Here is a 22,642-nt window from a genome sequence, read left to right as displayed (position 1 = left end):
CGGCAGGCTTTCGGAGTATCTCATTTAGGGAGAATAACGTGGCACTTGACGTGTTCACCGACCTTAACAAGGTCCGCAACATCGGTATTATGGCGCACATCGACGCCGGTAAGACCACCACCACTGAGCGCATTCTGTTCTACACCGGTATTAACCACAAGATCGGTGAGACCCACGACGGCGCTTCCACTATGGACTGGATGGCTCAGGAGCAGGAGCGAGGTATTACCATTACCTCCGCAGCAACCACCTGCTTCTGGAAGGACAACCAGATCAACATTATCGACACCCCCGGTCACGTCGACTTCACCGTTGAGGTTGAGCGCTCCCTGCGCGTCCTCGACGGCGCAGTTGCTGTGTTCGACGGCAAGGAAGGTGTTGAGCCCCAGTCTGAGACCGTTTGGCGCCAGGCTGACAAGTACGATGTCCCCCGTATCTGCTTCGTCAACAAGATGGACAAGATGGGTGCTGACTTCTACTTCACCGTTCAGACCATCATCGACCGTCTGGGTGCACGCCCGCTGGTTGTTCAGCTCCCCATCGGCGCTGAGAGCGACTTCCTCGGTGTTGTTGACCTGCTCGAAATGAAGGCATACGTCTGGCCTGGCGACGCCAAGGGTGACGTGACCATGGGTGCCTCCTACGAGGTTCAGGACATCCCCGCTGACCTGGTTGAGAAGGCTGAGCAGTACCGCGCTGAGCTGGTTGAGGCTGTTGCTGAGGCTAGCGAAGAGCTTATGGAGAAGTACCTCGAAGAGGGCGAGCTGTCCATCCCCGAGATCAAGGCTGGTATCCGTCAGCTCGTGATCGCAGGCGAGGCATTCCCCGTTCTCTGTGGTTCTGCATTCAAGAACCGTGGTGTTCAGCCCATGCTGGACGCTGTGATTGAGTACCTGCCCTCCCCGCTGGACGTTCCGGACGTTGTCGGCTCCAACCCCTCCAACGAGGAAGAGAAGCTGACCCGTAAGGCATCCGCTGACGAGCCCTTCGCAGCACTGGCATTCAAGGTTGCAGCTCACCCGTTCTACGGTCAGCTGACCTACACCCGCGTGTACTCCGGTGTTGCAGCTCAGGGCCAGCAGGTTCTGAACTCCACCAAGGGTAAGAAGGAGCGCATCGGTAAGCTCTTCCAGATGCACTCCAACAAGGAGAACCCTGTTGAGGAGATTACCGCAGGTCACATTTACGCTGCGATTGGTCTGAAGGACACCACCACTGGTGACACCCTGTGCGACCCCGCACACCCGATCGTTCTCGAGTCGATGACCTTCCCCGACCCCGTGATCTTCGTGGCTATCGAGCCCAAGACCAAGGGTGACCAGGAGAAGATGTCCACCGCTATCCAGAAGCTTTCCGCTGAGGACCCCACCTTCACCGTTTCGCTGAACGAAGAAACCGGTCAGACCGAAATTGGTGGTATGGGTGAGCTGCACCTGGACATCATCGTTGACCGTATGAAGCGTGAGTTCAAGGTTGAGGCTAACGTTGGTAAGCCTCAGGTTGCTTACCGCGAGACCATCAAGAAGGCAGTCGAGAAGGTCGACTACACCCACAAGAAGCAGACCGGTGGTTCCGGTCAGTTCGCAAAGGTGCAGGTCTCCTTCGAGCCCCTGCCCCTGGATGGCGAAGAGCTGTACCTGTTCGAGGACAAGGTCACCGGTGGCCGCGTTCCTCGCGAGTACATCCCCTCGGTCGACGCTGGTATCCAGGACGCTATGAAGTTCGGTGTCCTCGCTGGCTACCCGATGGTGGGCGTGAAGGCAACCCTGATCGACGGTGCTTACCACGACGTCGACTCCTCCGAAATGGCGTTCAAGATCGCTGGTTCGATGGTCTTCAAGGAAGGCGCTAAGCGCGCTAACCCGGTCCTGCTCGAGCCGCTGATGGACGTTGAGGTTCGTACCCCCGAGGAGTACATGGGCGACGTTATCGGCGACCTGAACTCCCGCCGTGGCCAGGTTCGTTCCATGGAGGACGCATCCGGCGTTAAGATCATCAAGGCTATTGTGCCCCTGACCGAAATGTTCGGTTACATTGGCGACCTGCGTGGCAAGACCCAGGGTCGTGCAGTGTTCTCGATGGCATTCGATAGCTACGGCGAGGTTCCCAAGAACGTCGCTGACGAGATCATTCAGAAGAGCCGCGGCGAGTAATTTCCGCGTCTTGTCCGTGGGCCACGGGCCAAAAACCTGTGGCCCACGCCAAAATTTTCAATTAAATCCATTATTGAGAGCATGAACAGTTTCATCTCTGCGGCGTAATCCGCTATTGTAGACGCTAGACCGTTTTATAACGGGATGCGCCGGAGCGAAGATCCGCGTGCATGTTTTCAATCGTTCTAGGAGGAACACTCTTGGCTAAGGCTAAGTTCGAGCGCTCCAAGCCTCACGTTAACGTCGGTACCATTGGTCACGTTGACCACGGTAAGACCACCCTGACCGCAGCAATCTCCAAGGTTCTGGCTGACAAGTACCCGGACCTGAACGAGAAGCGCGACTTCGGTATGATCGACTCCGCTCCCGAGGAGCGCCAGCGCGGTATTACCATTAACATTGCTCACATCGAGTACCAGACCGAGAAGCGCCACTACGCACACGTTGACGCTCCCGGCCACGCTGACTACGTCAAGAACATGATTACCGGTGCGGCTCAGATGGACGGCGCAATCCTCGTGGTTGCAGCTACCGACGGCCCCATGGCACAGACCCGCGAGCACGTTCTGCTCGCTCGCCAGGTTGGCGTCCCCACCCTGCTGGTTGCACTGAACAAGGCAGACATGGTTGACGACGAAGAGCTCCTCGACCTCGTCGAGATGGAGGTCCGTGACCTCCTCTCCTCGCAGGAGTTCGACGGCGACAACGCTCCCGTTGTTCGCGTTTCCGCACTGAAGGCTCTCGAAGGCGACCCCGAGTGGGTTGCTAAGGTCGAGGAGCTCATGGACGCAGTCGACACCTACATTCCGGACCCCGTGCGTGAGAAGGACAAGCCCTTCCTCATGCCCATCGAGGACGTCTTCACCATCACCGGTCGTGGCACCGTTGTTACCGGTCGTGCAGAGCGCGGTACCCTGAAGATCAACTCCGAGGTCGAGATCGTCGGTATCCGCCCGATCCAGAAGACCACCGTTACCGGTATCGAGATGTTCCACAAGCAGCTCGACGAAGCATGGGCAGGCGAGAACTGTGGTCTGCTGCTCCGTGGTCTGAAGCGTGACGATGTCGAGCGTGGTCAGGTTGTCGTGGAGCCGGGCTCCATCACCCCCCACACCGAGTTCGAGGCAAACGTCTACATCCTCTCCAAGGATGAGGGTGGCCGTCACAACCCCTTCTACTCCAACTACCGTCCTCAGTTCTACTTCCGTACCACTGACGTGACCGGCGTTATCACCCTCCCCGAGGGCACCGAGATGGTTATGCCCGGTGACAACACCGAGATGACCGTTACCCTGATCCAGGAAATCGCAATGGAAGAGGGCCTCGGCTTCGCTATCCGTGAGGGTGGCCGCACCGTTGGTTCGGGTCGCGTTACCAAGATCATCAAGTAATTGCCGTAAATTTACGACAATTCGCTAAAGATCTGCCGGAGGGGAGACTCTCCATCAGGTAGCGATACTCAAGGACCCCCGCATCTGCGGGGGTCCTTTTGTTATGCCCTTTGCGGGTTGCTGAAGGCTCTGGCAAAGGAGAGAACGGCATTATCTGCTGGACTGTACCAAACCGCTCTGAGCGTTATCAGTTCGTCCTAGTAGCCGCTCAAGGCTTCTGAGGGGGTATGCGTGGCCGATAGTGGAGTTTACGGTGAATCTGTAACGGCAGGGAACACCCTCCCCGGCGGCGGTATGACATATCCGTACCCTCTAGCTGTAGATTCTGAACTCCTGGATGTGGAAAGCCCTGGGGCAGGGGAGCAGAGGAACGACTGCCTACTCCGTTCAGAGATCTGCTGGCTCGAAGACAGAATCTGGGTCATGCGGACCGGCTTACGGCGGGGGAGCGTCTAAAGACCCTTCAGATAGGAATATAAAATCTTCGGACAAAGAAAAACGGTTCCCAGCCCGAAGGCTGGGAACCGCAATTCGAATGACTGCCCCTCGGAAGGGACATAGGTAATCCTACTACAGAATGCCGTAGGAATAGAACCTATACGTGCTGATAGCTAGATGTTTTCCTCATGACGAGGCTCGTAGCCTTGCTGAGGAGCCGGGGGCTGCTGCATCTGGACATTGCTCTGAGGGTACATACCCGGCTGATTCTGAGACGGCGGGAAGTCCTCGAGCTGCTCAGAACCCTGGTGCGGAGCTACCACATCCTGCTTATTCTGTCGCGCCAGCAGACGCCAGATAACGCCGGCAATAAGCAAAATCGAGATGATTAGCAGGGTCAGCGGGTTCAGACCGTTGAGCAAAATTGCCAGGTCGAGGGTGACCAGAGCAGTTGCGATATAGGTCCAGACTCGGTCGAGCAGCAGAGCGCTCAGGAGAGTCAGGGCAATACCGAGTACCAACACCACGATATCCGGACCATCAGCGGGAACTGCCCACGTTACCAGGGTGAGGAACACCTGCAGACCCAAAGCCCAGTACAGAGGAGAATCCGATACCTGCGTATCTACAGGCCTCTTTGCGATGAAGTTCTTGAGAACCTTGGCTGCCACAACAGCCAACAGAATCAGGAGAGCAACCTCAAGAATGACGCTCAGGGGGTTGGACTTCGAGTAATCAATGACCAGACGGGCGATGAAGAGGCTGAACGCCGTGGTGCAGACAATCGGCAGGTTCTTCGCCTTGGTGACAGATACGAAGGACAGAGCACCCAGACCCCAGAGAAGTGCGTTGAGCTCCACCTGCCTGGGCTCAAAAACCAACCCAACGAAGGTGTAGAATCCCAGCACCGCCAGAGCGGGAATCATCAGCAGCGTATTGACCGGTGCATAGATACCCTGGCTCAGGGGACGGCGAGACATGAAACGCGCGTAGGGGGCACCCAGCGGGCCGTGCATCGGCAAATCAACCATCGTATTACCGGCCGGAACAGCGATGCGAGGACGAACATTTGCCCTCACACCGAAGACCTCAACCGGGAGCGTGACCTTCAGAACGAACAGGATGATGACGGCAATCAGAGCGTAGTAGCCCAGAAGAGTCATCTCCATTGTGCTTTCCCTCGTGTTGAAGAGATTCCACAGAGCACCGATGCAGAAAGTCGTGATGCTGATGGAGGCACCAATCTGCATGCGGGAGACCCTGAAGATAAGGGCAAGCACCCATACAGAGATGAAGATAGCAGGAGTTGCTACCGCGAACAGAAGATTATCAAAATCGCCAATGAAACGGCCTGCGCTCAGGACAGAACCGAGCGTGAAGAAAATCGCCGCCGCGTATGCTTCGTAGTTTCGCTTGGAGTACGCGTAGAGTAGCACGCTGCACAGAGCCTGAACCGCCAGCAGCGCAAGTACGAGGAAGTCTACGAGCGATTCCTTCATATTGCCGGTGATCGCGAGCAGAATGACCGACCAGCAGATGGGGAACCGCGCAACGGTGAGTAGCTCCGAACGAATCGAAGAGCCAACCGGCATAAAGAAACCAAGCGCACCATAAACGACGGTCAGGAGCGCCGGCAATGCTACAGCAATGTACTCCTTCTGCAAGTCGTACAGCAGGTAGTGTCGCGAGCCAATCGTCGCGATAAGCAGAGTCGCGTAGAACGCGATACGGACAAACATGACAAGCGTGGAGCGGAAGGAACCAACATCCGAAAGTCGTAGCGCGCGGGCCAGAATAAGAGCGCTCAGGACGCTCAAGAAGAGGACGGCACCCGAGAAGAGAGGGAAACCAACCCAGAATCGGCCATGTGCTCCGCCATCAGCATGGTTAGCTACGTACCCCACGAAGAGAGCAAAAACGCCCAAGAAGAGGTACGTCGACATCTCTACAAGACGGTAGCTTGCGTTCTGCGCTGCAACGCCCTGAGAGAGGACAAAAGTCAGTAGCGCAATAGCGGCGCAGACCAACGCAAACATCAAAAGTGACTCAGAAGTCTGCATCTCAGGAATGAGAGCGAGGAAGAGCTGAATCATACCAATGGCATAACCGATGTTGCTCAGTACCGCTCCAGCAGTACGTGCCTCGGGAGCCTTAGCAGTGACCAGATAGATGACTACAGCCGCGGCAAAGAAGAGGTAGAACGTTCCCTGGTTGCCAGGGGAAGCATACATGCCAATGACCGGGATGAGCGCTACAAAACTCATGAGCACCAGAGGCTGAATTGCCTTGCGGTACAGCAAGAAACTGACAATGCAGAGGACACCAATAACCCAGGGCGCGGGGAAGACACCTTGATTACCCTCTGCATAGGGAAGGAAAGTGCTCCAGCGCGTTGCGTAGGTAACGCTATCAGCGACGTGAGCAGTGTAGAAGGCATCAAGGAGAGCAAAGAAGGAGAAGAATACGCCGACGCATGCGTCAATTGCCGGCAACCACTCTATCTTGCGAGCGGGTTGGTGAAGAGCTTCCTTCGCCCAGGGGATAGCCGGGGTGCTTTGCACCTGCTCGGACTGTTCAGCGGCAGCAGGAGCGGAACCAGCAATAGTCTTCTGCAGACGAGGAATAAATACGTAGGCAGAAATCAGGTTAACAACCAGAACAGAGACGAAGAAGATACTGGGGAACCACGGGCCGTGATCCGAGTCCATGATGAAGGAGAGAATGGATGCAATCGGGTAGATGCGTGCCTGGGCGTAGTAATCCGCCGTGCCGTTCAGCCAGGTGAACAGAATGGCGTGCACAGACATGACCGCAAAGGCAATACCTGCATCCGTGTAGCTCAGATCGTTGGTAAAGAAGAAAATGGCGACGGCAGTAGCCGGGACGAAAATACGGGAAGAATCAACAAGACCTTCGCGGATACCCTTCGGGGCAGCATTCGGGGCAAAGTGCAGAATCAAACCCAGAACAGTGGCAACGGCAGTCAGAGAAACGAAATACCAAACGAAAGGCAGAGCCGCCACCTTCGTAGCTGCCAACGAGTCCGAAACGATGAACGAAATCAGCAGGTACGCCATCACACGGTTACGCATGAGGGCGCAGGCTCCAACAATAGCTGCAGTGCCAACCAGAGACGTGAGGAGCCAGATGTAGCGTCCTTCAGTCCAAATCTTGAGGACATAGATAGCAACGCCGGTCAGAGGAATAAACGCAAGACCCGTTGCTGCAAAAGAGTAGGAGGCAATACGCAGGCGCTCTACGAAACGGTAGGTGAGCAGACCGGCTCCGTAGAAGACAATTGCTCCAAGCGCCATTGCGAGGACACGGAAGATAGCCGTTTCATCCTGAGAAGAAGTCACCGAGGTGACAAAAAGACCTGCAGCGCCGATGAGCAGGAGCGAGCCGATGTACAGAACAATATTGAGGAAGATATCCTCATTGACCCGGCGTCGCTGCGCAGGAGGCTGAGGATACGGACTCGATAGGGACGGGGGAACGTACAAGCCGAGACCTTGCGGCTGAGCATACTGAGGGCTCTGAGACGAAGAGTGAGAGCTAGAGGATGCCTGATGAGGTTGTGTCGGCTGAGACATGGTTTCTCCTTAGGCTGTAGTGATACTTCTACGATACGAGAGTCTTTAGGCCTAAAAGCTTTATTAAGAGCAATAAAGCGCATGGAACTTACTGAAAGTAGATTGAAAGCTCCCTGAGAGTTACATCGCGGGAGTATCCTCAGGTTGACAGCGACAGTTAAGTGTTCTTAAGCACTTAACTTGTGTTCGTATTGCATCAGGGCTCTAACTCTGAGAGAATTGACGACGTTGTCAAAGCGTCTACCTGCACTAAAGGTAGGCCCACGTATGACCCGGTCCGAAGGATGACGGGACGAGTTTGTCTAGAAAATAGGCGACACGCCCGAGTTCGGGGGTCGGTACTCAGGCGGGGTGAGGAACCCGGCAAAGCCGGATTCAGTCCGTTCTGAGTGGCGCACGTGATGAATATATCGCGTTCCTTAAGCGCTATAACAAAGGGGCAAAAGCTCCGATACAGGGAATACATCAAGAAAGAGAGTCCGACAGATGGCGGGACAGAAAATCCGCATCCGTCTGAAGTCCTATGACCACGAGGTCATCGATTCTTCGGCACGGAAAATCGTCGAAACGGTCAAGGGCGCAGGCGCAACTGTAGTTGGCCCCGTGCCGCTGCCGACCGAGAAGAACGTCTACTGTGTTATTCGTTCTCCCCACAAGTACAAGGACAGCCGCGAGCACTTCGAGATGCGTACGCACAAGCGTCTGATCGACGTTGTTGATCCGACCCCCAAGGCTGTTGATGCCCTCATGCGTCTCGACCTGCCGGCAGACGTAAACATCGAGATCAAGCTGTAGAGGATCGCATCTAATGACTAACAAATTCGAGCGCCAGGTGAAGGGCCTGCTGGGCACCAAGCTCGGCATGACCCAGGTCTGGGACGAGGACGGCAAGTTCGTGCCCGTCACCGTCGTCAAGGCTGATTCTAACGTTGTTACCCAGATCCGTAACCAGGAAACTGACGGCTACGAAGCTGTTCAGATCGGTTTCGGTGCAATCGACTCTCGCAAGGTTACCAAGCCCCTGGCTGGTCACTTCGAGAAGGCCGGTGTTACCCCCCGTCGCCACATCGTCGAGCTGCGTACCGCAGATGCTTCTGAGTATTCCCTCGGTCAGGAACTGACCGTTGAGCTCTTCGAAGCAGGCCAGAAGGTCGACGTCGTTGGTAAGACCAAGGGTAAGGGCTTCGCAGGTGTTATGAAGCGTCACGGCTTCAAGGGTGTTGGCGCGTCTCACGGTCAGCACAAGAACCACCGTAAGCCCGGTTCCATCGGTGGCGCATCCTACCCCGCACGCGTGTTCAAGGGTATGCGCATGGCTGGCCGTATGGGCGCAGCACGTCACACTACCTTGAACCTGACTATCCAGGGTGTGGACGCAGAGAACAATGTCCTGCTGATCAAGGGCGCAATCCCCGGTCCCAAGGGCGGCGTTGTTCTGGTTCGTACCGCTGTGAAGGGAGCCTAATACATCATGGCTGTTAAGACCCTTAAGGTAGACCTGCCCGCAGAGATTTTCGACGCGCAGGCATCCGTGCCCCTGCTGCACCAGGTTGTCGTTGCACAGCTCGCTGCTGCACGCCAGGGCACCCACAAGACCAAGAACCGCGGCGAGGTTTCCGGTGCAGGCCGTAAGCCCTTCAAGCAGAAGGGTACCGGTAACGCACGTCAGGGCTCCATCCGTGCACCGCACATGACCGGCGGTGGCGTTGTTCACGGTCCGACCCCGCGTAACTACGCACAGCGCACCCCCAAGAAGATGATCGCCGCTGCACTGCGCGGTGCTCTCTCTGATCGCGCTCGTCACGACCGCGTCCACGTTGTCGAGAACTTCATCTCCGGTGAAACCCCCTCGACCAAGGCTGCAAAGGCTGCATTCGCAGCTATCACCGAGCGCAAGAACATCCTTCTTGTGATTGCTCGTGCAGAGGACGTTGTGGCTCTGTCCGCACGTAACCTGGAGAACGTCCACGTTCTGTACGCAGATCAGCTCAACACCTACGATGTGCTGGTTTCTGACGACGTGGTCTTCACCAAGGCAGCATTCGACGCATTCGTTGCTGCAGCTCAGAAGAAGGAGGGCGCTAAGTAATGAGCGTTTCCACCAAGTCTGTATACGACGTGATTATCGCTCCCGTCGTTTCCGAGAAGAGCTACGGTCAGCTCGACGAAGGTAAGTACACCTTCGAGGTCGCTACCGATTCCAACAAGCTGGAAATCAAGCAGGCCATCGAGAAGATCTTTGACGTCAAGGTTGCTTCCGTCAACACCATCAACCGTCAGGGCAAGCGCAAGCGCACCCGTTTCGGTTGGGGCGCTCGCAAGAACACCAAGCGTGCGATTGTGACCCTCAAGGAAGGCACCATCGACATCTTCGGCGGTCCGCAGGCATAAGCCCCGCGGAGACCACTTTAACGAAGGAAGAAATATCTAAATGGGTATTCGTAAGTACAAGCCGACGACCCCGGGTCGCCGCGGTTCGAGCGTTGCTGATTTCTCCGAGATCACCCGCTCCACCCCGGAAAAGTCCCTGCTTCGTCCGCTTCACAAGACCGGCGGCCGTAACAACACCGGCCGCATCACCACCCGTCACAAGGGTGGCGGCCACAAGCGCCAGTACCGTCTGATCGACTTCCGTCGTCACGACAAGGACGGCGTTAACGCACGCGTTGCACACATCGAGTACGATCCCAACCGTACCGCTCGCATCGCGCTGCTGCACTACTTCGATGGTTCCAAGCGCTACATCATCGCTCCGAACAAGCTCGCTCAGGGCGACATCGTCGAGTCCGGCCCCGCAGCTGACATCAAGCCCGGTAACAACCTGCCCCTGCGCAACATCCCCGTTGGTACCGTGATTCACTGTGTCGAGCTCCGCCCCGGTGGCGGCGCAAAGCTGGCTCGTTCCGCAGGTGCTTCTGTACAGCTGGTTGCTAAGGAAGGTAAGTACGGTCAGCTCCGTCTGCCCTCCGGAGAAATCCGCAACGTGGATGTTCGCTGCCGCGCAACCGTTGGTGAAGTTGGCAACGCTGAGCAGTCCAACATCAACTGGGGTAAGGCAGGCCGTAACCGCTGGAAGGGCATCCGCCCGACCGTCCGTGGTGTGGTCATGAACCCGGTTGACCACCCGCACGGTGGTGGTGAAGGTAAGACCTCCGGTGGTCGTCACCCGGTTAACCCCAACGGTAAGCCCGAGGGTCGTACCCGCCGTCCCAACAAGGAAAGCGACAAGCTCATCGTTCGTCGCCGTCGTACTGGCAAGAAGCGCTAAGGAGCCTGAAACATGCCTCGTAGTTTGAAGAAGGGCCCTTTCGTTGATCAGCACCTCTACCTGAAGGTTGCAGCTCAGAACGAGAAGGGCACCAAGAACGTAATCAAGACTTGGTCGCGTCGCTCGATGATTATCCCCGACATGCTCGGTCACACCATCGCAGTGTACGACGGTCGCAAGCACGTGCCGGTGTTCATCACCGAGTCGATGGTTGGTCACAAGCTCGGTGAGTTTGCTCCGACCCGCACTTTCCGCAGCCACGTGAAGGACGACCGTAAGGGCAAGCGTCGCTAATCGGTTCACACCGATAAGCTAACGTTTCCCTTTCGGCAATAGACGAAAGAGAGATAGGCAATGGAAGCCAAGGCATCAGCGCGTTTCGTTCGCGTTACGCCTATGAAGGCCCGCCGTGTCGTCAACCTGATCCGTGGTAAGCAGGCGGAAGAGGCTCTGGCGATTCTGAAGTTCGCCCCCCAGGCAGCTTCGGAGCCGGTATACAAGATCGTTGCTTCGGCAGTAGCTAACGCTCGTCAGAAGGCAACCCAGCAGGGTCTGCCCTTCCGCGAGGAAGAGCTGTTCATCAGCGAAGCATTCGTGAACGAGGGCCCGACCATGAAGCGCATTCAGCCCCGCGCTCAGGGTCGCGCATACCGAATCAACAAGCGCACCAGCCACATCACCGTGGTAGTTGCTACCCCGGAGAAGGAGGAGGACCGCTAAATGGGTCAGAAAATTCACCCGAACGGTTTCCGACTGGGCATCACCACTGACCACGTCTCCAAGTGGTTCGCTGATTCCAACAAGCCCGGCGAGCGTTACGCTGACTTCGTCCGCGAGGACGTAAAGATCCGCGAGCTGCTGGCAAAGAACCTGGATCGCGCAGGCGTTGCAAAGGTCGAGATCGAGCGTACCCGTGACCGCGTGCGTGTGGACATCCACACCGCTCGTCCCGGTATCGTGATTGGCCGCCGTGGCGCAGAAGCAGACCGCATCCGCGGCGAGCTCGAGAAGCTCACCAACAAGCAGATTCAGCTGAACATCCTCGAGGTTGCTAACCCCGACCTCTCCGCTCAGCTGGTTGCACAGAGCATCGCAGAGCAGCTCGCATCGCGTGTTGCATTCCGCCGTGCAATGAAGAAGGCAATCCAGTCCGCACAGCGTGCAGGCGCAAAGGGTATCCGTATCCAGTGCTCCGGCCGTCTGGGTGGCGCTGAAATGTCCCGTTCCGAGTTCTACCGCGAAGGCCGTGTGCCCCTGCACACCCTGCGTGCGAACATCGACTACGGCTTCTTCGAGGCTAAGACCACCTTCGGTCGCATCGGCGTGAAGGTCTGGATCTACAAGGGCGACCTGACCGACAAGGAGCTGGCAGCTCAGCAGGCAGCAAACAACCGCCGTGGCAACCGCCGCGATGGTGACCGCCGCCGCCAGGGCAACCGTGGTCCTCGTCGCGAGCGCCGCAACGAGAACGCTTCGGCAAAGGTCGAGGCCAAGACTGCAGAGAACGGTGAGGCATAAATGCTTATTCCCCGTCGAGTAAAGTACCGCAAGCAGCACCACCCCAAGCGTAGTGGTCTCGCAAAGGGCGGCACCGAGGTTAGCTTCGGTGAGTGGGGCATTCAGGCCCTGTCGCCCGCATACGTGACCAACCGCCAGATTGAGGCTGCACGTATCGCAATGACCCGTCACATCAAGCGTGGCGGTAAGGTCTGGATCAACATTTATCCCGACCGTCCGCTGACCAAGAAGCCCGCTGAAACCCGTATGGGTTCCGGTAAGGGTTCGCCCGAGTGGTGGGTCGCAAATGTCAAGCCGGGTCGAGTCATGTTTGAACTCTCCGGTGTGTCCGAAGAAGTGGCTCGCGAGGCAATGCGCCTGGCAATCCACAAGCTCCCGATGAAGGCACGTGTTGTGCGTCGCCGCGAAGGTGGTGAATAAGCGAGATGGCAGTAGGATCCAAGGACCTGAGCATCGATAAGCTCGCAGAGCTCTCCAACGAAGAGCTGGCTGCAAAGCTGAGCGAAGCGAAGAAGGAACTCTTCAACATCCGCTTCCAGGAAGTCACCGGTCAGGCTAACGCAGGTCGTCGCCGCACTATCAAGCGCGACATCGCACGTATCTACACCGTGCTGCGTGAGCGCGAGCTCGGTATTCGTCCCGCAACTGAAGGTGAGTCCAAGTGAGTGAAGTAAAGAACGAAGAGCGCGGCTACCGCAAGACCCGCCGCGGCTACGTTGTCTCCGACAAGATGGACAAGACCGTTGTCGTCGAGGTCGAGGACCACGTGAAGCACGCACTGTACGGCAAGGTCGTTCGCCGTAGCTCCAAGATCAAGGCACACGATGAGCAGAACGCTGCTGGCATCGGTGACCTCGTTCTGATTGCAGAGACCCGTCCGCTGTCCGCTTCCAAGCGCTGGCGTATCGTGGAGATCATCGAGAAGGCTAAGTAAGCTCTCTTCATGACTCTCTGCTAGAGCAGTAAAAGAGCCCCTCTCCTACTTCGGTAGGAGAGGGGCTCTTTGCTTTTAACCTTTGTACGGGAAAAACCGGGGCGGGCGCCCTATGGCACGGGCTAATAACAGGCGCTAAGACAACATTTGTCATAAATGTCTTGATATGTCATACGAGAAAGCAATATTTTTCTCTCGCGTTGATGGCGCAATCCATGAGTAGACGCTGCTAGAGAAGAAAACGCATGTGGAGGCGGAATTAGGGCGAAAAAATGAAAAGTAATACGTGAGTAAGGCGCCTGGGGTCTGCGGAATCCGATGAGCAACACTTGAAAACAACCTGATTAGGGACTTATTATCAACTTTATAGTTGCTTAGCATAACCTTTCCTAATAATTAGTCGGGTGGCTTTGCACCTTCCGGAGGTTGCACGACCTTTGGAGAAGTACCACTACACATCATTGAGGATTATCATGACTTCTTCACCCAAGCCCTCACGTAAGCTGCTCGCCATTGCTGGCGCACTTTCCGTTGTTGCAGGCTCTTTCGCTGCCGTTCCCGCTACCTTTGCGGCAAACGTCTCCGCATCCGTTCCCGGCGGGAACTCCCAGAACTCCACTGAGGAATGCCGCCACATTGCAGTGAGCGCTACCCAGTACCAGGGCCTGCCCGGCCAGTACCAGCTGGCATACTCGGCAGCAACCTCCTCCCTCTACACTTCCTTCTCCTCCGGCCGCCCGCCGATTCTGACCGGTGGCGTCGGCACCTGGAACGTTGCATCCACCCCGAGCCTTGCTACTGTCTACCAGTTCCCGACCACGGACTTTATTGCACGTGGCGCTACCGCACCGACCGGTAAGCAGATTGAATCTCCCTACGGTATTGCCTACGACGAAGCAACCGGATACGTATGGGTGACCCAGACCCGCGTCAACAAGGTATCTGTCTTCGATCCCGCGACCAACAAGATTATCTGGAGCAGTGCAGAAGGCGACGTCAACCACCCTCGTGAGGTACGCATCGACCCCTCCAGCGGCAAGGTCTTTGTATCTGGCTCCGGCGGCATTAGTGTCTTCGACACCACTCGGCACGCCCTGGTCAAGAAGATTGAATTCACCGACGCCAAGGGCGAATCTGACATCGCAATGAACATGCACGTAGACTCCGCTGATGGCAAGCTCTACGTACCCTCCTTGAGTGCCGGCACCGTGAAGGTGATTGACACCAAGAGCTACGAGGTTGAGAAGACCATTCAGCTGCACAAGGAAAATGCTGAAGCTACTCTGAACCCCTCGGACGTCACTATCGACAAGTCCCTGAAGGAAATCTACGTCAGCACCCAGGGTGACCGTAAGGGCACTAACTCCGGTATCACCGTCTACGACCTGGAAACTGGTGCCTACAAGAAGACCATTCCTTTCGGCAACCAGGCCCTCGCTCTCGCCTCCGACGAAGCCCGTGACCTGCTGTACGTGACCGATTACGGTACCGGCAACGTCGGTGTTGTTGATGCACGAACCGGCACCGTTGTTTCTCAGGTGTCTACCGGTGCGACCAGCGGCGCAAATGATGTTCTGGTCACCGCAGACGGCAGTGCATACGCTGTAGCACGCAGCATTGAAGGCGCTTCCGCTATCGAAACCGACTACACCATCGATAAGACCACCGGCGAATACCGCACCTCTAGCACCGAGCCCAAGGGCAAGGACAACGCAGACTCCCCGATTACTCCCGGCGTCATGGTGAAGATCAACACCACCGTTGAAACCACCGCGAAGCCTGCTGCACAGGCTTCTTCTGAAGAACTGGTGAAGACCTACGCCGACGGCGCTAAGCTCTACGCCGTGAAGGACTGGACCACCGGTGAAACCCTGAAGCTGCGTGGCGAAGGTTTCAAGACTCAGGACGGTTCAAAGGGCTCCGTACTCGCAGTCAAGCTGAACAAGGGCCGCATCTCCGCGAAGGAAGAGCCGAAGCTCAACGGTGCTGAGGGCAACAGCGCCGGCGTCTGGGCGTACATCCAGGCAGATGAGAATGGTAACTTCACCGCTGAGCTGCCGTACCCGACCACTGAAAACTCCAACCTGAAGGAAAACCTGAAGAGCGGCGATAAGGTATCTGTCTTCCTGCTCTCCGGCTCCATGGTTGAAGGCGATACCGCACGTGGTGGTGAAGCGCTCTCCGCAACTGTTGCAGAGAAGAAGGCAGACACCGCTGCGACCTGCGCACCGGCAGAAACTACCCAGGTCGCTGCTGCTCCCTCTGGCGTGACTACCACTTACCCCGCCGGTACTAAGCTGAGCCTGCCTGGTGGCAACGAGCCCACTCCGGCTCCGAGTGAGTCTGCTAAGCCTGAGCCGACTACTCCGGCTCCGAGCGAGTCTGCTAAGCCCGAGCCGAGCACCCCGGCACCCTCCGAAAGCGCAAATTCCAATGAGGTTGTGCACGAGTACAAGGACGGCGCTAAGGTCTACTTCCCCAAGACTTGGGACGGCCAGAAGCTGACCTTCCGCGGTGAAGGCTTCAAGACTCTGGACGGTAAGGGCTCCGTTATCGCGGTCAAGCTGAACAAGGGCGCTATTTCCGCGAAGGAAGAGCCCAAGCTCGAAGGCGTTGAAGGCAATAGCGCAGGCATCTGGGCATACATCAAGGCGGACGAAAACGGTAACTTCACCGCAACCATCGACCGCCCCACCGTGGCAAACTCTAACCTGACTGAAGAACTGAAGACCGGCGATAGCGTTGCTATCTACCTGCTCTCCGGTTCCCTGACCGAGAACGATAACGTGCGCGGTGGTGTGGCTGCAGAATACACCTTCAGCGTTGAAAACCAGGCACCTGCGCCGAAGGTTTCGGAACCGAAGGCATCCGAGTCGGCTAACGCACCTGTAACTAACCCCTCTGAGGCGCCTTCCGCACCGGCAGACTCCAAGGAACAGGTAAAGGAAAACGCTAAGGATCAGTCCAAGGCTCCCGCGGATTCTTTGAAGTCTGATGCTCAGAAGAAGGACAGCACTGCACCGAAGACCTCCGGCTCTTCGTCGCAGAACGTCACCTCTTCCAACAACGGCTCCACCGCTTCGAGCTCCTCGAAGTCTTCGCTGGCTAACACCGGTGCTTCGGGCGTCGTCGTTGCTGCAGGAATCGGCGTTCTTGCCCTGGTCGTTGGCGCAACCGTGCTGGTAGCACGTCGCCGCAAGGCATAGCCCGTACCCCACGGCAGCCCACGATACTACCGCTTGGCGGTAGCGAAAGAGGTAGAGCGGGATCTGCTAGATATTCAAGAACCCGCTTGACTCTCTGAAACTGCCGATAGGCGCTGAAAGGGGCGGTACCCATCGAACCGATGGGTACCGCCCCTATCGTTTTGCCTATACGTCTGTATTCGAGCGGAAGGCCTAGACCAGGATCAGAAGTAGTAGCGGGGGAGAGCGGAAGAGAAGCGGAGGAAGGGTGAAGCGCACCCTCTGCGCTCGCCCGCCCTTATTTGACGAGTTAACAGCCTGAAGAATGAAGTGCGGGATTCTAACGCCTCAAATACGAAGAAAACCCGCACCGAAGTGCGGGTTTAGTGTCAAAGCGAGGTTCGGTCCCTAGACAAACGGATTAGCGAGGAAAAAGGGACCCAAGAAATCTGTCCGATAAGGACCGAACCTCTTGTTTGACGCATGCGTCTCTTCTATTATGGTACATCTCGCTGATTTTCGCACCTTGAATCGCGATTTTTGCTAAAAAACTTGATTTTTGAAAAAACAACCCTTAATTTCTAAATTTTTAAGCAGATTTTTTCAGAACGCTGTTTTGAGGGGGTCAGAGGTGAAGAAATATTACAAAATCTATGGCTCTGGTCGACTCGATATAAGTCTTTTAGTTCTAGAAGATGCCGATAGTTCTAGATATATGTCTTTTATGCTAATTATGTTTAGATTGTAAAGCTTTCATGGGGTAAATTTGCCCCGCTCAGAGCCGGAGGGGAGAACAGCTCCGGATGCCAATATAGGACCTCTTGAGGATGAATTTCGTAGTGCATGGACTGCACTAGAAAAGCCTCAAAATGGTGGGCAAAGCGTAAGATATACAGCAGAAAGCTCCGGATGCTAAGCCCGCAAAATATAAGGTGAGCTAGCCTCCAAACTACACAACTCTGGAGATACTTATGGTTCCCCCTGTCGCAGGAGAAGAGCAGAAGAACGTGCCGGATGCTAAGCGTTTTTCCGTGGATCGTTCCGCGGGACTTGCTGGCCAGTATCAAGTGGCATACAACCCTGAAGAGAACGTTCTTTTTGTAAGTGGAAGCTATAACCACACAAAGACCCACGGCACTCTCTGCGCCACAATTGCTCGCATAAACGCGGATACCCTGCAGATTGAGCAGACGGCTACTCTGCCCGTTATCCCGGAAAATAACCCCGAACTAGCAAACCTCTTCCAGGTTCAAGCTGCCTATGGGTTAGCCGCAGACAATGAACGGGGGCTTCTCTGGACCGGAGGAACCCACACAAACTCGGTTACCGCATACTCCCAAAAGGACCTATCGCGCGTATGGGATTCTCTCGTTCTAGAAGTAGAGATGCTGACTCCGCGTGAGCTATACGTCGCACCCAACGGTGCCGTACTCGTTACCGGAATGGGCGGCTACCAGGTGATTTCTGCACCCACCGCAGAGGGGGAACGTAGGGTTAGCCCCCTTCAAGGGGAAGGCCCTGCCATGCTACTAGGACCCGTAGCGGACGAAAGCCGTAGCCTCCTGTACATCCCGAATATTATGCGAGATGAAATCTGGGTTGTGGATATGAATACCTGGGAGCTTGCACGCAAGCTGCCCGTAATTGGCGGGGAAGACGCCAATACTCCAGTCGGTGTTCACGGTGTGGAGATTGTTTCGACGCGCGGTGAACTATATGTCTCTGCGCAAGGGCGCGAGGGTAAGAATGGCGGTCTGTATGTTCTGAGCTTTGAGGGTGAGCACCTCGCTTATCTTCCGTTCGGAAAGATGCCCACCGATATCTTGCTCGATGCAGAACGTCACCTGCTCTATGTTGCTGATTTCGGTGGCAAGGGGGAGGCGGCAGTTGCTGGTGGCGGAACTATTACCGTCATTAATACGCTCAATCGAGCCATTATTGACACCGTGCAGGTGGCTCCCACCCGCATTAACCACCAGGTCCTGTTGAAGGACGGGAGTGTCATTGCTGTCGATAAAGCAGGAGACTACCCCGCAGCTGAGGTTCCCTACGTGCTGGATGCAAACTCTGGCGAATACTACGAGGCTGCAGAAGAGACTCGACCGGGAGAACCTCCTCGCCCTATCGTTCGTGACGGTATCGCGAAAGTATATATGCCCTAGCTGATGAGTGAAGAGCGGCTGAGCCGCCTATGTCGTGTCTGCTGTGCTCTCGCGTCGTATGCATGTTTGTGTAAGGAGCGGAACCGCGGTGATCTCCCGCCAGCCCCGCGGCAAGTCTGTCGTGGAGGGACATTAAAGCGTAGTAAAATATTAATATCTATCTTCTTTGTTTGACACATTGTTTGATAGATTTCTCGAGGCCCCTTCAGTTTCTTATGCGTCAGGAACTACACGAAGGGGCCTCCTGCTTTAAGTGTCAAATAAGGGGCCTTCTCAATCGATGGTGATGTGGGGTATGGGGTTTTTGCTCTCTAAGCCCGGCTATCCCCAGAGATAGGGTGGAGGAGACTGAAATCATAGTCGGCAAACTCTTGCGCTACATACCTGCTTCCTGTACAGTGTTAAGACTGTGTGGCTGTATCCAAATAGCCGCACAACCACGGGCTTCTCGTGCCAGTGCATAATGCCGCTATTTACGGGTGGGATACGCCCGCTTCACGCGGGTCCAAATGCTTCTGGCATGGGTTTGCCCCAGGCGTTTCCGCTAACCCCTTCCATAGAGTTGGGGCCCGGGGCGTCAACCAATCCCGTAAAAATGTTCCGCAAGGCTGGCTCGCGCCTAAAGCGAGTCGGAACCGGCGAGACGACAGGAGAAATATGATTCAGCAGGAGTCGCGACTGAAGGTCGCCGACAACACTGGTGCGAAGGAAATCCTGACCATCCGTGTTCTCGGTGGTTCCTCGCGTCGCTACGCAGGCATCGGCGACATCATTGTCGCAACCGTCAAGGATGCAATCCCCGGCGGTACCGTAAAGAAGGGTGACGTTGTTAAGGCAGTCGTCGTCCGCACCAAGAAGGAAACCCGTCGTCCCGACGGCTCCTACATCAAGTTCGACGAGAACTCCGCAGTGATCCTGAAGAACACTGATGGTGATCCCCGTGGTACCCGTATCTTCGGCCCCGTGGGTCGTGAGCTTCGCGACAAGAAGTTCATGAAGATCGTTTCGCTGGCTCCGGAGGTGCTCTAATTCATGGCTAAGATCAAGTCCGGCGACCTGGTTCAGGTTATTTCCGGTGCAGATAAGGGCAAGCAGGGCAAGGTTCTGAAGGTTCTCCCCAAGGAAAACCGTGTGATTGTTGAGGGCGTCAAGGTCGTCACCAAGCACACCAAGGCTAACCCCCTGACCGGCGCAGCAGGCGGCATTCAGAAGGTTGAGGCACCGATCCACGTTTCTAACGTTGCGATTGTTGACCCCGAGACCAAGAAGCCGACCCGTGTTGGTTTCCGCCTCGAGACTGTAGAGCGTGACGGCAAGGAGCGCACCGTTCGCGTGCGCGTTGCTAAGCGTTCGGGTAAGGACATCTAATGACCGAAACCAAGATCACCCCCCGCTTCAAGACCAAGTACGCTGAGGTCGTCGTTCCCGCTCTGCAGGAAGAGTTCAAGTACGAGAACGTCATGCAGACCCCGAAGATCGTTAAGGTCGTCGTAAACATGGGTGTTGGCGAGGCAGCTCGCGACGCAAAGCTCATGGACGGCGCAATCCGCGATCTCACCGCAATCACCGGTCAGAAGCCGATTGTTACCCGCGCTAAGAAGTCCATCGCACAGTTCAAGCTGCGCGAAGGTATGCCCATCGGCGCACACGTCACCCTGCGTGGCGACCGCATGTGGGAATTCCTGGACCGCCTCGTCACCCTGGCGCTGCCCCGAATCCGCGACTTCCGCGGCCTCTCGGACCGCCAGTTCGACGGTAATGGTAACTACACCTTCGGTCTGACCGAGCAGTCCATGTTCCACGAAATCGATCAGGACTCGATCGACCGCGTGCGTGGTATGGACATCACCGTGGTGACCTCCGCGAAGACCGACGAAGAAGGCCGTGCAATCCTGAAGGCACTGGGCTTCCCGTTCAAGACCAACTAACGACTACGTTGTAGGTCCAGACCCCGTTACCGCGGGGTAGGGAAACCACAACGAGGAAGGGCTAAAGCCCACAATGACTATGACTGATCCGGTCGCAGATATGCTGACCCGTTTGCGTAACGCAAACTCCGCATACCACGACACCGTATCCATGCCCTACTCCAAGCTGAAGGCTCGCATTGCTGAGATCCTGAAGGCTGAGGGCTACATCGCCGACGTGAAGGTTGAGGATGCAAAGGTCGGCAAGACCCTGACCCTCGTCCTCAAGTACGGTCCGTCCCGCGAGCGTTCCATCGCTGGCGTGCGTCGTATTTCCAAGCCGGGCCTGCGTACCTACGCAAAGTCCACCAACCTGCCCCAGGTTCTGGGTGGCCTCGGCATCGCAATCCTGTCCACCTCTTCGGGTCTGCTCACTGACAAGCAGGCTGCGAAGAAGGGCGTGGGCGGCGAAGTCATCGCTTACATCTGGTAGTCGGTTAGAAGAGAAAGGAAGAGAATAATGTCACGTATTGGACGTCTCCCCATCTCGGTTCCCGCCGGCGTTGAGGTTAAGGTCGATGGCAACCTGGTTACCGTTAAGGGCCCGAAGGGCGAGCTCTCCCACAAGGTAGCTTCCCCCATCACCGTGGCTCTGAACGAAAACGAGATCGTTGTATCTCGTCCGAACGACGAGCGCCTGTCTCGCTCGCTGCACGGTCTGACTCGTACCCTGATTCAGAACCTGATTATCGGCGTTACCTCCGGCTACGAAAAGAAGCTGGAAATCGTTGGTACCGGTTACCGTGTGACCCCGAAGGGTAACGACCTGGAGTTCGCTCTGGGCTACTCCCACCCGATCAACATCACCGCTCCCGAGGGTATTACCTTCGCAGTGGAGGGTGCTAACAAGCTGACCGTGTCGGGTATCGACAAGCAGCTCGTTGGTCAGGTTGCAGCAAACATTCGTGGTCTGCGTAAGCCCGATCCCTACAAGGGTAAGGGTGTTCGCTACGCAGGTGAGCACATCCGCCGCAAGGTCGGAAAGGCTGGTAAGTAAACATGGCTATCAAGTCGAAGGCAGCGCAGCGTGCACGTCGTCACGCTCGCATCCGCAAGTACGTTTCGGGTACCGCTGCGCGTCCGCGCCTGTGCGTCACCCGTTCGACCCGTCACATGTTCGTTCAGGTTATCGACGATGTCAAGGGCGTAACCCTGGCATCCGCTTCCACCATGGAAGCAGAGCTGCGTGCAGCTGACCTGGACAAGACCGCTAAGGCAAAGCGCGTTGGTGAGCTCGTTGCAGAGCGCGCCAAGGCAGCTGGTGTTGAGGCAGTCGTGTTCGACCGCGGTGGTAACAAGTACCACGGCCGTGTTGCAGCCGTTGCTGACGGTGCACGCGAGGGAGGTCTTGCACTCTAATGAGCGAGCAGAACGTAAAGGAAACTCAGGTGAGCGAAGCAGTAGTAGCTGAAACCGCTGAGACCTCCAACCAGCGCGAGGAGCGCCGCAACAACCGCGGCGAGCGTCGTGGCCGTGGTGAGCGCCGTAACAACCGCGCTCGCGAGGAGGAGAAGGACAAGTACATCGAGCGCGTTGTGACCATCAACCGCGTTTCCAAGGTCGTCAAGGGTGGTCGTCGCTTCAGCTTCACCGCACTGGTCGTCGTTGGTGACGGTAACGGCCTGGTCGGCGTTGGCTACGGTAAGGCTAAGGAAGTTCCCGCAGCAATCTCCAAGGGTGTCGAGGAAGCAAAGAAGAACTTCTTCCGCGTTCCCCGCATCGAAGGCCGCACCATCCCGCACCGTGTGCAGGGTGAGGCAGCTGCAGGCGTTGTGATGCTCCGCCCGGCAACCGCTGGTACCGGTGTTATCGCAGGTGGCCCCGTGCGTGCAGTACTCGAGTGCGCAGGCATTCACGACGTGCTGTCCAAGTCGCTCGGTTCCTCCAACCAGATCAACATCGTTCACGCAACTGTTGCAGCACTCAAGGAGCTCGAGGAGCCCCTGGCAGTGGCAGCCCGCCGTGGCCTGCCCACCGATGAGGTTATCCCCAGCTACCTGCGCAACACCAAGTCTGAAAAGGCAGGTGCGTAG

At 56.5% G+C, this 22,642-nt stretch carries 23 protein-coding genes; 22 read left to right on the top strand and 1 reads right to left on the bottom strand.

Features of this window, described 5'->3' with window-relative positions:
• Window positions 1-38: 38 nt before the first annotated feature.
• Together fusA and tuf are read left to right on the top strand one after the other, a co-directional pair.
• A complete protein-coding gene (fusA, locus tag HMPREF3055_RS02345) occupies window positions 39-2,153 on the top strand; it encodes an elongation factor G (RefSeq protein WP_070737711.1) in 2,115 nt (704 codons plus the stop codon).
• A gap of 200 nt (window positions 2,154-2,353) precedes the next feature.
• The gene (gene tuf / locus HMPREF3055_RS02340) at window positions 2,354-3,544 is read left to right on the top strand and encodes an elongation factor Tu (RefSeq protein WP_005504946.1); all 1,191 of its coding nucleotides are present in this window, start codon (window positions 2,354-2,356) and stop codon (window positions 3,542-3,544) included.
• 611 nt (window positions 3,545-4,155) lie between these two features.
• On the opposite strand, the gene HMPREF3055_RS02335 is transcribed toward tuf, so the two are convergent.
• Window positions 4,156-7,485 carry a Fe2+/Zn2+ uptake regulation protein gene (locus HMPREF3055_RS02335; protein WP_246824372.1) on the bottom strand — a complete coding sequence of 1,110 codons (3,330 nt, stop codon included), beginning with the start codon at window positions 7,483-7,485 and terminating at the stop codon, window positions 4,156-4,158.
• 576 nt (window positions 7,486-8,061) lie between these two features.
• Here HMPREF3055_RS02335 and rpsJ point away from each other — a divergent pair.
• The 20 genes from rpsJ (at window position 8,062) to rpsE (ending at window position 22,642) form a co-directional block, all read left to right on the top strand.
• Complete coding sequence (gene rpsJ, locus HMPREF3055_RS02330) at window positions 8,062-8,370, top strand: 30S ribosomal protein S10 (RefSeq protein WP_004005287.1); 309 nt, start codon at window positions 8,062-8,064, stop codon at window positions 8,368-8,370.
• A 13-nt stretch (window positions 8,371-8,383) separates the two neighbouring features.
• The gene (gene rplC / locus HMPREF3055_RS02325) at window positions 8,384-9,040 is read left to right on the top strand and encodes a 50S ribosomal protein L3 (RefSeq protein WP_005504955.1); all 657 of its coding nucleotides are present in this window, start codon (window positions 8,384-8,386) and stop codon (window positions 9,038-9,040) included.
• 6 nt (window positions 9,041-9,046) lie between these two features.
• Complete coding sequence (gene rplD / locus HMPREF3055_RS02320; protein WP_005504957.1) at window positions 9,047-9,664, top strand: 50S ribosomal protein L4; 618 nt, start codon at window positions 9,047-9,049, stop codon at window positions 9,662-9,664.
• Complete coding sequence (gene rplW / locus HMPREF3055_RS02315; RefSeq protein WP_005504959.1) at window positions 9,664-9,966, top strand: 50S ribosomal protein L23; 303 nt, start codon at window positions 9,664-9,666, stop codon at window positions 9,964-9,966. The genes rplD and rplW overlap by 1 nt, the downstream gene beginning before the upstream one ends.
• Before the next feature lie 40 nt (window positions 9,967-10,006).
• A complete protein-coding gene (rplB, locus tag HMPREF3055_RS02310) occupies window positions 10,007-10,843 on the top strand; it encodes a 50S ribosomal protein L2 (protein WP_005504961.1) in 837 nt (278 codons plus the stop codon).
• 12 nt (window positions 10,844-10,855) lie between these two features.
• Window positions 10,856-11,137, top strand: a complete 282-nt coding sequence (gene rpsS, locus HMPREF3055_RS02305; RefSeq protein WP_004005282.1) for a 30S ribosomal protein S19 — start codon at window positions 10,856-10,858, stop codon at window positions 11,135-11,137.
• A gap of 60 nt (window positions 11,138-11,197) precedes the next feature.
• Window positions 11,198-11,563, top strand: coding sequence for a 50S ribosomal protein L22 (gene rplV / locus HMPREF3055_RS02300; protein WP_005504964.1), 366 nt, complete (start codon window positions 11,198-11,200; stop codon window positions 11,561-11,563).
• The gene (gene rpsC, locus HMPREF3055_RS02295; protein ID WP_005504966.1) at window positions 11,564-12,361 is read left to right on the top strand and encodes a 30S ribosomal protein S3; all 798 of its coding nucleotides are present in this window, start codon (window positions 11,564-11,566) and stop codon (window positions 12,359-12,361) included. It begins immediately after the preceding gene.
• Window positions 12,362-12,781, top strand: coding sequence for a 50S ribosomal protein L16 (gene rplP, locus HMPREF3055_RS02290; RefSeq protein ID WP_005504968.1), 420 nt, complete (start codon window positions 12,362-12,364; stop codon window positions 12,779-12,781). It abuts the gene before it with no gap.
• Window positions 12,782-12,786: 5 nt separating this feature from the next.
• Window positions 12,787-13,026 (top strand): 50S ribosomal protein L29, encoded by a 240-nt coding sequence (gene rpmC, locus HMPREF3055_RS02285; protein WP_005504969.1) that lies wholly within the window; start codon window positions 12,787-12,789, stop codon window positions 13,024-13,026.
• Entirely contained in the window at window positions 13,023-13,295 is a 273-nt protein-coding gene (rpsQ, locus tag HMPREF3055_RS02280) for a 30S ribosomal protein S17 (RefSeq protein ID WP_005508401.1), read from the top strand. Before rpmC ends, rpsQ begins: the two co-directional genes overlap by 4 nt.
• Before the next feature lie 473 nt (window positions 13,296-13,768).
• Window positions 13,769-16,501, top strand: a complete 2,733-nt coding sequence (locus tag HMPREF3055_RS02275; protein ID WP_049347278.1) for an LPXTG cell wall anchor domain-containing protein — start codon at window positions 13,769-13,771, stop codon at window positions 16,499-16,501.
• A gap of 1,364 nt (window positions 16,502-17,865) precedes the next feature.
• Window positions 17,866-18,642, top strand: coding sequence for a YncE family protein (locus HMPREF3055_RS02270; RefSeq protein WP_239663299.1), 777 nt, complete (start codon window positions 17,866-17,868; stop codon window positions 18,640-18,642).
• A 657-nt stretch (window positions 18,643-19,299) separates the two neighbouring features.
• The gene (gene rplN, locus HMPREF3055_RS02265) at window positions 19,300-19,671 is read left to right on the top strand and encodes a 50S ribosomal protein L14 (protein ID WP_005504986.1); all 372 of its coding nucleotides are present in this window, start codon (window positions 19,300-19,302) and stop codon (window positions 19,669-19,671) included.
• A gap of 3 nt (window positions 19,672-19,674) precedes the next feature.
• Window positions 19,675-20,010 (top strand): 50S ribosomal protein L24, encoded by a 336-nt coding sequence (gene rplX / locus HMPREF3055_RS02260; protein ID WP_005504988.1) that lies wholly within the window; start codon window positions 19,675-19,677, stop codon window positions 20,008-20,010.
• Window positions 20,010-20,570 carry a 50S ribosomal protein L5 gene (gene rplE, locus HMPREF3055_RS02255; protein WP_005505001.1) on the top strand — a complete coding sequence of 187 codons (561 nt, stop codon included), beginning with the start codon at window positions 20,010-20,012 and terminating at the stop codon, window positions 20,568-20,570. Before rplX ends, rplE begins: the two co-directional genes overlap by 1 nt.
• Window positions 20,571-20,643: 73 nt before the next feature.
• Entirely contained in the window at window positions 20,644-21,042 is a 399-nt protein-coding gene (gene rpsH, locus HMPREF3055_RS02250) for a 30S ribosomal protein S8 (protein WP_005505003.1), read from the top strand.
• A 27-nt stretch (window positions 21,043-21,069) separates the two neighbouring features.
• On the top strand, window positions 21,070-21,606 hold the full coding sequence (gene rplF, locus HMPREF3055_RS02245) for a 50S ribosomal protein L6 (RefSeq protein ID WP_005505004.1): 537 nt from the start codon (window positions 21,070-21,072) through the stop codon (window positions 21,604-21,606).
• 2 nt (window positions 21,607-21,608) lie between these two features.
• Window positions 21,609-21,968 carry a 50S ribosomal protein L18 gene (rplR, locus tag HMPREF3055_RS02240; RefSeq protein WP_005505006.1) on the top strand — a complete coding sequence of 120 codons (360 nt, stop codon included), beginning with the start codon at window positions 21,609-21,611 and terminating at the stop codon, window positions 21,966-21,968.
• A gap of 29 nt (window positions 21,969-21,997) precedes the next feature.
• Window positions 21,998-22,642 carry a 30S ribosomal protein S5 gene (rpsE, locus tag HMPREF3055_RS02235; RefSeq protein WP_171840195.1) on the top strand — a complete coding sequence of 215 codons (645 nt, stop codon included), beginning with the start codon at window positions 21,998-22,000 and terminating at the stop codon, window positions 22,640-22,642.

The sequence above is a fragment of the Rothia sp. HMSC061C12 genome (assembly GCF_001815755.1).
Lineage (GTDB): Bacteria > Actinomycetota > Actinomycetes > Actinomycetales > Micrococcaceae > Rothia > Rothia mucilaginosa.
The sequence above is the reverse complement of the archived record's forward strand: the minus strand, read 5'-3'. Positions and strand labels throughout refer to the sequence as shown.